Origin of the sequence: Agromyces bauzanensis (assembly GCF_014645655.1) — a bacterium.
Lineage (GTDB): Bacteria > Actinomycetota > Actinomycetes > Actinomycetales > Microbacteriaceae > Agromyces > Agromyces bauzanensis.
In genome coordinates this window covers 1-7,676 of the sequence record NZ_BMMD01000041.1, presented here as the reverse complement: position 1 = coordinate 7,676, position 7,676 = coordinate 1, and the positions used below count along the sequence as shown (strand labels likewise).

12 protein-coding genes, 1 tRNA gene and 1 pseudogene are annotated in these 7,676 nt (G+C 65.5%); 12 read left to right on the top strand and 2 right to left on the bottom strand.

Translation table 11 applies throughout. The annotated features are described in order from the left end of the window. Nucleotides 1-292 precede the first annotated feature (292 nt). Together IEX31_RS17945 and IEX31_RS17940 are read left to right on the top strand one after the other, a co-directional pair. The gene (locus IEX31_RS17945; RefSeq protein WP_188744764.1) at nucleotides 293-682 is read left to right on the top strand and encodes a hypothetical protein; all 390 of its coding nucleotides are present in this window, start codon (nucleotides 293-295) and stop codon (nucleotides 680-682) included. Then, nucleotides 679-951, top strand: coding sequence for a hypothetical protein (locus tag IEX31_RS17940; RefSeq protein ID WP_188744763.1), 273 nt, complete (start codon nucleotides 679-681; stop codon nucleotides 949-951). The genes IEX31_RS17945 and IEX31_RS17940 overlap by 4 nt, the downstream gene beginning before the upstream one ends. A gap of 217 nt (nucleotides 952-1,168) precedes the next feature. On the opposite strand, the gene IEX31_RS19365 is transcribed toward IEX31_RS17940, so the two are convergent. Both IEX31_RS19365 and IEX31_RS17935 read right to left on the bottom strand, forming a co-directional pair. Further along, a complete protein-coding gene (locus IEX31_RS19365; protein ID WP_268237015.1) occupies nucleotides 1,169-1,297 on the bottom strand; it encodes a hypothetical protein in 129 nt (42 codons plus the stop codon). Nucleotides 1,298-1,409: 112 nt separating this feature from the next. Then, the gene (locus IEX31_RS17935; protein ID WP_188744762.1) at nucleotides 1,410-1,595 is read right to left on the bottom strand and encodes a hypothetical protein; all 186 of its coding nucleotides are present in this window, start codon (nucleotides 1,593-1,595) and stop codon (nucleotides 1,410-1,412) included. A gap of 162 nt (nucleotides 1,596-1,757) precedes the next feature. On the opposite strand from IEX31_RS17935, the gene IEX31_RS17930 reads away from it, so the two are divergent. From IEX31_RS17930 to IEX31_RS17885, 10 genes and pseudogenes are all read left to right on the top strand, one after another. Continuing rightward, the gene (locus tag IEX31_RS17930) at nucleotides 1,758-1,895 is read left to right on the top strand and encodes a hypothetical protein (protein ID WP_188744761.1); all 138 of its coding nucleotides are present in this window, start codon (nucleotides 1,758-1,760) and stop codon (nucleotides 1,893-1,895) included. 219 nt (nucleotides 1,896-2,114) lie between these two features. Further along, nucleotides 2,115-2,576 (top strand): helix-turn-helix domain-containing protein, encoded by a 462-nt coding sequence (locus IEX31_RS17925; RefSeq protein WP_229662483.1) that lies wholly within the window; start codon nucleotides 2,115-2,117, stop codon nucleotides 2,574-2,576. A gap of 3 nt (nucleotides 2,577-2,579) precedes the next feature. Next, nucleotides 2,580-3,155 (top strand): PIN domain-containing protein, encoded by a 576-nt coding sequence (locus tag IEX31_RS17920; RefSeq protein WP_188744760.1) that lies wholly within the window; start codon nucleotides 2,580-2,582, stop codon nucleotides 3,153-3,155. A 141-nt stretch (nucleotides 3,156-3,296) separates the two neighbouring features. Next, a tRNA-Gly gene (locus IEX31_RS17915) sits at nucleotides 3,297-3,368 on the top strand. Nucleotides 3,369-3,837: 469 nt separating this feature from the next. Further along, nucleotides 3,838-4,854 carry a sensor histidine kinase gene (locus IEX31_RS17910; RefSeq protein ID WP_188744759.1) on the top strand — a complete coding sequence of 339 codons (1,017 nt, stop codon included), beginning with the start codon at nucleotides 3,838-3,840 and terminating at the stop codon, nucleotides 4,852-4,854. Further along, nucleotides 4,851-5,468 (top strand): response regulator transcription factor, encoded by a 618-nt coding sequence (locus IEX31_RS17905; RefSeq protein ID WP_188744758.1) that lies wholly within the window; start codon nucleotides 4,851-4,853, stop codon nucleotides 5,466-5,468. The genes IEX31_RS17910 and IEX31_RS17905 overlap by 4 nt, the downstream gene beginning before the upstream one ends. After that, nucleotides 5,465-6,136 (top strand): hypothetical protein, encoded by a 672-nt coding sequence (locus tag IEX31_RS17900; RefSeq protein ID WP_188744757.1) that lies wholly within the window; start codon nucleotides 5,465-5,467, stop codon nucleotides 6,134-6,136. The genes IEX31_RS17905 and IEX31_RS17900 overlap by 4 nt, the downstream gene beginning before the upstream one ends. A gap of 300 nt (nucleotides 6,137-6,436) precedes the next feature. Beyond that, complete coding sequence (locus IEX31_RS17895; protein WP_188744756.1) at nucleotides 6,437-6,859, top strand: hypothetical protein; 423 nt, start codon at nucleotides 6,437-6,439, stop codon at nucleotides 6,857-6,859. 79 nt (nucleotides 6,860-6,938) lie between these two features. After that, nucleotides 6,939-7,268, top strand: a complete 330-nt coding sequence (locus IEX31_RS17890) for a hypothetical protein (RefSeq protein ID WP_188744755.1) — start codon at nucleotides 6,939-6,941, stop codon at nucleotides 7,266-7,268. 75 nt (nucleotides 7,269-7,343) lie between these two features. Then, nucleotides 7,344-7,574: pseudogene (locus tag IEX31_RS17885) on the top strand (IS1380 family transposase); the annotation flags it as partial. Nucleotides 7,575-7,676: the final 102 nt, after the last annotated feature.

The following is a 7,676-nucleotide window of genomic DNA, read 5'->3' as shown; positions in this document are numbered from 1 at the left end:
CCCGCACACTTGGCGAGGGCGAGCGGGCTACGCTGGCCACGAATCAGGTCAGCCGACGATCGCTGCGCCCGGACACAGGTTGGAACGAAAGCCAGGCGATTCAGAGCTCCCGTCAGGGGATGTCTGTCCGATGATCCATGCGATCCAGAACAGCGGTCAGCTCTCCCCTACGTGTCAGGGTTGGGTGAGTCCACCGGTTCATAGCAAGTCCGCCTTGTAGGGCGTTGAAGGATCACCTGTTTCGATGAGTATTGTTTCCCCGGTCGTGCTGGCCGCGACGGATGATGGAGTCGTGAACGCACCCTCGAACCCGGACGTGCCTGCGCGTCGGCGTTCGTTCACGCCGGCACAGAAGTTGAAGTATCTGTCCGAGTACGAGACCGCGTGCGAGACCGGGCAGGGCGGCGCGTTCCTGCGCCGGGAGGGTCTGTATTCGTCGTTGATCTCGGAGTGGCGTAAGCAGCGGGACGCGGGCCTCCTGGAGGGGAAGAGGCCGGGCGCGGCGGTCGGCCGCCCGAACGCGGCGCAGGCCGAGAATGCCCGGTTGAAGGCGCAGCTGCGTCGGGCCGAGAAGGAGCGTGATACTGCGGAGGCCGCGCTGGAGATCATGGGAAAACTGCACGCGCTCTTGGAGCAGATCTCCGAGAGCGCGGACACCGAGAAGCGTCCCGGGACGCGGTGACGCGCGACAAGAACCCCAACGGCATCCCTGACCTGATCGCCGTCGTCGCCACCAACGGCCGGCAAGGCTACGTCCACCGCGCCGAGCTCGAGGAAGCCGACGGCACCGCCGCAGCCCGCGAGTTCACCTCACCAGAGGACGCAATCAGGTGGCAAGAGGAACGCGCCGGCAAGACCTTCACCGTCCCGGTCTACGAAGCCGACGGCACCACCCAGATCGGCGAGTTCGTCATCGAGAGCGGAACCCCGGCCGTCGTCGGCCCGGGGTAGTCGCGCTGGCAACTTGGGATCGACTGGCGGGCACCGCCGACGGCCTGGCCCCGGATCCGCGCTCAATCGCGAGCGATGTCGACCTCGACGTCCGTGTCGTACCGCGGCGCTGTACCGTCAGAATCCGTACGCCGCAGCAAATGGGGCGGAGCGGGCTCGCCAATACGATGAATGCGCCATCCGCCAAGCTCTGGGCGCCACACCAACGTGACGTCCCTCAGGTCTTCCCGTAGCGATTCGCCCTGGTGATCTTGGTGATGGCCACATCCGGCGCGTCGATCGACCCGTTGGCCTTCCTCACCCAAGCCCGGAAGCGCCGCCAGCTGGTGGTCTCGATGTCGCCCATGATCCCTTCCTACTCTTGAATGGGCAGCCGAGCCACGAGTGCCGAAAGTCCGAGCTCAACAGAGTCTTGGCGGAGTCCTCGTGGCTTCTCGCCTACTGGGTGCGATCCTCGGTTACACCGAAATGGCGGCGCGTACATCGTGAACCTCCCCCACGACGCCGAGGTGCGTCTGTGCGAGCCCGAAAGGATCCAGCGATGAGCGAACGCCCACAGCCCCCGATGATTCAAGTTCCAGCTTGAGCATCAGTTGCAGAACCACTCGAGCAACAAGCACTTCCGGTCGGTTGAAGTCGAACATTCCCCTTGACGCTCGGTCCGGGATGTCCGCGATCACGTTCTCCAGGACGACCGAAGCCGGCACAACCGCTTCGACGGGATACCTGTCGGTTGGCAGCGATCGAGGACGGTTGGAGGTACCTCCCCACCGGCGGCAGCGACGTCACGCCGGCCGTGAAAGGACGTGCAGTGCGCCCTCGTCTATGGAGACATCAACTACGAGAACACGGACTTCCAGATCGCCATGGACGAGCTCGCGCGAGCCTGCGATGCCGCCGGCTCGCTCTTCGCGATCGGCGCCCTGCCCGGACAGGGCGGCTGAGCGCGGCGCACTCCGATTCGATTCGAGCCATTCCACAGGCCGGGGCCATGATCCACTCCGCCGTCAACCCCCTCCAGATCGGGGAGCCTCCTCGATGGCTTCCTGCCGATCCGATCGCTCCACCTCACCGCCGCCCCCCGGATCAATACGAATCGTCCGCCTGAACCCTCTGCACTCGCCAAACATTGGTTGCGTTTATGTGAGATAGGCCGGGTAGAATTGTGTCAGGAGGTGCAGGTCATGTCTCTGCTGATACCGTTAGGGATAGATCCGGTTGCCGACCGCGACGAGACCCAATTGAACGCGGCTGCCGACGCGATCGAAGCTTCGGACACGGCGGTCGCCGGCCCATTGCTGACTGGGCTTCCGGAACAGGTTCGCGAAGCGATCGCGGACGTGCTGCATCGCTTCGCGCGTGGCGAAGGCGTCGTGGTCGGATCGCTGGAGACGATGCTCACGACCTCGCAGGCTGCGCAACTGCTCGGTGTCTCCCGCACGTACCTGGTGCAGCTGCTCGAGGCTGGCGAGCTTCCGTGTGAGTTCCGCGGCACCCACCGCCGGATCCGGCTCGGGGAGCTCGTGAAGTTCGCCGAGGCCTTCCGGCACCGCCGGCGGGCGGCGCTCGACGAGGTGGCGCGCGTTTCGCGAGAGGCTGGCCTCTACGACGGCGACGACTTCTAGACCGTGGGGTTCCGAGCGTTCATCGACGCGCAGATCCTCGTCGAAGCGCGGCCACGCGATGTGCTGTTGACGCTCGCAGAGGCCGGAATGTTCGAACCGTTGTGGAGCCCACTGGTGCTTGAGGAGATGGCGCGTCATCTCCCCTCGGCGATGACGGAAGATCGGCGCAGCCACCTCGTGGAGCAGATGAACACGGCATTCCCGGAGGCATCCGTTCAGTGGTCCGGGCTCGTCGATATCGAGGTGCGGCTCGCCGTCAACGCCAAGGATCGCCACGTCGCCGCTGCAGCCCTGCACGGCGGGGCCGACGTCATCTTGACCGATGACAACGGGTTCTTCCATGAACTGCGCACGAGCGGGCTCTGCGACGTACAGAAGCCGCCCGAGTTCATCGCCTACGCGATCGACACCGATCAGCCCCGAGCCCGCGTCGCGCTCATCGAAATGGCCATCAACCGATGGGGCGCCGACGACGAACACGACGCCGAACTCCGCCTGAAGGCCTACTTCACCAAACGAGGATGGAACCCCGACGGGCTCGATGCCACACGACGGCCGCGCGGATCCTTCCGCTGGTAGTCTCCTTGGCGGCCCCAGTTCACGAACTGGAGGGGTGCCAACGGGCGCTCGTAGTCACTTAATAGTCACAAAGTCGGCATCACGTTGATTCACTCGAGTTCACACTCCCCCGAGATTCCGGGGCTCGTGAGCGCGAGTGAAGCCGAGTGAATCACTACTGGATATCTTCTGCTTCCCAAGCAGACAGCGCGGGTTCGATTCCCGTCATCGGCTCTCTGATAAATGCCCTGGTCAGACAATTTTCTGCACAGTGGGATGTGGCCCTGACTCGTGTCGCGTGGGCGGATCTGCTCAGGAAACAGTCCACGGAATCGCGATCGAAGACGATATCGTGTTGATCTGGGATTTCTGCATCTCAGAGCACGTCGCTTTCGATTGCGAATCCGTCCTCGTAGTCACTTAATAGTCACAAATTGTGGCGTTCCCTTCGGCTATACGGGTGCTCGAATGCGTCATCACCCGCACCGTCGTCAGGAGAACCGCGAACGTGTGCGCGCCGGGTGGACGCGAGCCTCTCGGCCGGCGCATCCCATCCGGCCAGCAATGTGCCGGAAGTCGTATCGCCGGGTGACGCGCTTCGGGGTACCGTCCAGAGGAGCGCGCTGTCGACGGTCGCTCGGAGATCAACGAGGGGTGGCGCTGGACGACCATGCGGATGGATGTAGCCACGGTCTCGGACGCGGTGATCGCCGAGCTGCATCTGCGGCTGATTGAGCGTAGAAGCGCGCTGGCGACCGCCGAGGCGCTCGACGGCGGGCTGGAGTTCCAAGTTCAGTCGATCCTCGCCGAAGCGATCTCAGGGTTGGATGGCGATGTCGCCCCTCCGGAGTTGGTATCGGTCGAGTACGGTGACGCCGACGTGTTGAGTGCGCACGGTCAACGGTCCGCCGCGTTGGACATCGATCCGTCGGAGCCGCTGATGGCGGCGGAGGTGCTGTTCGGCGTCGCGCTCCCGATCGTCGCCGACGCGATCGCCGAAGCATCCGGAGAACGTCGAGACCTGGAGGTCGCCCGTGCGCTGCATCATGCGATCTGGCGGCGGTTCCCGCCCGGTGCGATTGCATATGTGGAGGTGCTCCGTGATCAGCTCCGCTCGTCGGATCGCGAGGCGAGGTCGCGTCTGGCGCGTGAGCTGCATGATCGCATTGCGCATGGGATCGCTGCGGGCGTGCAGCGGCTGGAAGCGGTCCAGTTGCGCCGGCCGGACGAAGATGTCGCCACGGCGATCGGCGTCCTCCGTGGCGCGCTCATGGACACACAGGACATCGCGGTCGACCTCAAAGCGCAGGTCGGAGACATGGAGCTGGCCGAGGCCATCGAGGAGTACGCGTACGCCACCGGCGGACGTGGCACGCTTCCGGTTCACGTCACGCAGGTCGGTAAGGTGAGGCCCCTGAGTGACCTTGCCCGTGAGGAGCTGTTCACGATCGTCACCGAAGCCACCCGCAATGCCCGCACGCACGCGCAGCAGGCAACCGCGGTACAGGCGCGACTCGAGTGGTCGCCGAGTCAGCTGCAGGTCACGGTGACCGATGATGGCTTCGGCTACGACGACGACACCCGCAGGCCCACCTCGCTCGGCCTTCGAGGGATCGCCGAACGTGCCGGCACGATCGGAGCCACCGTCGAGTTCCTCCACGCGCCCGGCACTGCGGGTATTCGACTGAACCTGCCGTTCGTCGACCGGGGTACGACGTGACCGGCGCGGCATCCGTCTCGGTCGTCATCGCGGACGACCACGAGCTCTTCCGCGGAGGCTTGCGTGCGATGCTCACCGCCGCCGACGGAGTACGAGTGGTCGGCGAGGCAGCGACCCACGACGAGGCCTACGAGCAGACGATCGCAACCAGACCGGATGTGCTGCTGCTCGACGTCGAGATGCCGGGCATCCCCGTCCTCTCGACGATCAGCCGGGTACGGGCGGAGGCCCCGGGAACACGGATCCTCATCGTCACCATGCACCGAGACCGGGTCCTCGCGAACCACCTGCGGGCGGCCGGCGCGGCCGGGTTCGTGTCGAAGTCTGCCCCTGCCAGCGAACTGGTCGATGCGATCCACTCCGCCGTCGCCACACCGGGCCCCGTCCCCGGAATGGAGCACTCGGCTTCGGTGCTCTCGCTGCGAGAGAAGGAGGTGATGCGGCTGATCGCGCAGGGCCGGTCCAATGACGACATCGCCCGGTCGCTGTCGATCTCGGTCGGCACCGTCAAGCGGCACAACACCAACATCTTCGCCAAGCTCGGCGCGACGTCTCGTACCGAAGCCGTCGCCAAGGCGTCACGGCTCGGTGAGATCGACTCCGCCCGACCATGAGCGAACCTCAACGCAACCCTGGCCCGAACGAGGGTGCTGGGGCGGCACCGGCACCGGCGAGCTCGGCTGGGTCGCCTTCGAGGCCGTCCAGTCTCATCCGCACGGTCATTCGGTGGATCGCGATCTTCGCGGCCGGCACCGCGTTGAGCGCGTTGCTCGTCTTGGAGCATCTCGAGCGGCCCGGCTACGAGGTGGTGATCTTCTCGGTCGGCGCCGTCCAGTGGCGGCCCACGATGCACCTCCTCTTCCTGGCGTCCATCTGCATGACACTGGGAACGATCGCGCATCAGCTGGCCTGGGCGTCCCGGAGGCTCGAACGTGCCGCTGCGTGGGTGCTGGGCCCACTCGCCACCGTGTGCGGAGTCGCACTCATCATCCTGCTCTACATCTCCACCGTGACTGCGACAGTGAGGCAGTACGTCACGATCACCGCAGACGACGGTACGCCGTTCCTCGTGCGCGCGATCACCGGGCATCACACCGACTACACCGTCCTCGAGCCTGCCGGCGGCCCCTGGTACTCGGACGGCGTATCCGTCCTCACGACCGACCCGAACGTCGCGCACGCAGGGACCGGAGAGTACGTGCTGCAACGCACTCCGATCGGCCACCACCTGACATTCAGCCGCACGCCCGGGGGAGGGCCGTGGTACCAACTCGACTGGTGACCCAGGCGGGCCGCCGACGAGCGACTGAGCAGATGAATGTTGCGAAGGTCGTATCGCCGAAGCGGGTATGCGCGACGTACGTTTCCGGTAGCACCACGGCCACAAACAGAGATGAGACGACGTGACACCCTACGACCACGGCGAAGTGCACTCCGCCGATCCGGCCGCAATCAGCATGCCCCCGCACACCTCGATCGATATCACCGCGTACCTGCCAGCGGCCGACAGCGAGCCGACGGCATGAAGTGTGGGAACCAACGAGCTGCGCTGGCGATCACGCTGACCGTGCTTGCGCTTACCTTGACTGCCTGCACGACGAGCCCCGCAGCAACCGCACCGACGGGGAAGTCGGCACCCGAGACGACGAAGCCTCCCGCCGACGCCGAGCTGATGCCGCCTGACGCCGACGAGCGCCACCTGTGCGGTCAGGTGAGCGCGCTCGAGGGGGTCCGGTATCGCTCCGACTGGGAGCACGAGCAGGGGCTGATCGATGACGTCGAGTACGCGTCGCGGGTTGCGGCCGTCGAGGATGGCTGGAGGTACATGGTCCTCGGGGCCACCGACGTGTCGCCGGCCATCAAGGATGCGCAGCGAGCGGTCTCCTCGGGCGGCATTGGCTACGAGAACACGGAGTTCCAACGCGCCGTGGGTGATGTCGGGCTCGCGTGCGACGAGGCCGGCTCGCTGATCGCGGTCAGCGCGCTGCCTGGGCAGGGTGGCTGAGGTGATGCCCGCGGTCCCCACAGAGGCCGACGCACGACGCGTGCGGGCTCGCCGGGTTCTCGGCCCTGCGCTCACGGTCGTGCTGACCTGCGTCGCGCTGCCGATCAACCTCATGGCGATGTTCTGGCTCTCGATCAGCCTGCACGACTACGACACCAGCGGTCAGGGTGGCCCGTTCCGGAGCTGCACAGCAGATTCCACGGAATGTTCAGGAATGAAGCCCGTGGGGATCGTTCTCTCCAGTGCGGTGCTCGTTGGTATCGCCGTCGTCATCGGCCTCGCCGGACAGGCGACTGCGGCATTTCCCTCCAAGCTGATCGGGCGAATCACCCTGGCAGCGTTGAGCGCCGTCGTCACCATGGTCGGTCTGGCGCTCGTGTGGCTCCCAGTCACGTGGCCCCGGTTCTGACCCGCCGTGGCAACCGCGAACCAGCGAGACGAAGTGATCAAGCAACGCCGCCGTTTGACTCCAGCACTCATGCTGGTCTCTGACGCCGGGGTCGCCGAGATCCCGTTCGTCGCGTTCACCTCGAAGAAGAAGGGCCAGCAGGTGCCGTGCCGGCTCGTGGTGCGGCGCGTGAAGCGACTGAACGAGCACGCGAAGACCGGGCAGGACACGCTGTTCGACACGTGGCGGTATCACGCGTTCATCACCAACAGCACCCTGGACACGATCGACGCCGACATCGAGCACCGCCAGCACGCCGCCGTGGATTATCTTGATGTCGGAGTTATGCCGATGTTGTGCGGGAGCGCCTGATCAGGGGCATGTTCGGGTCGGATAGTTCGGCATAACTAGGGATAGTTGCATGCTGGT

Bases quoted from the DNA above. Each gene is read 5' to 3' on its own strand.
- IEX31_RS19365 (WP_268237015.1), bottom strand. From the start codon at position 1,297: ATGGGCGACATCGAGACCACCAGCTGGCGGCGCTTCCGGGCTTGGGTG.
- IEX31_RS17935 (WP_188744762.1), bottom strand. From the start codon at position 1,595: ATGTTCGACTTCAACCGACCGGAAGTGCTTGTTGCTCGAGTGGTTCTG.
- IEX31_RS17900 (WP_188744757.1), top strand. From the start codon at position 5,465: ATGAGCGAACCTCAACGCAACCCTGGCCCGAACGAGGGTGCTGGGGCG.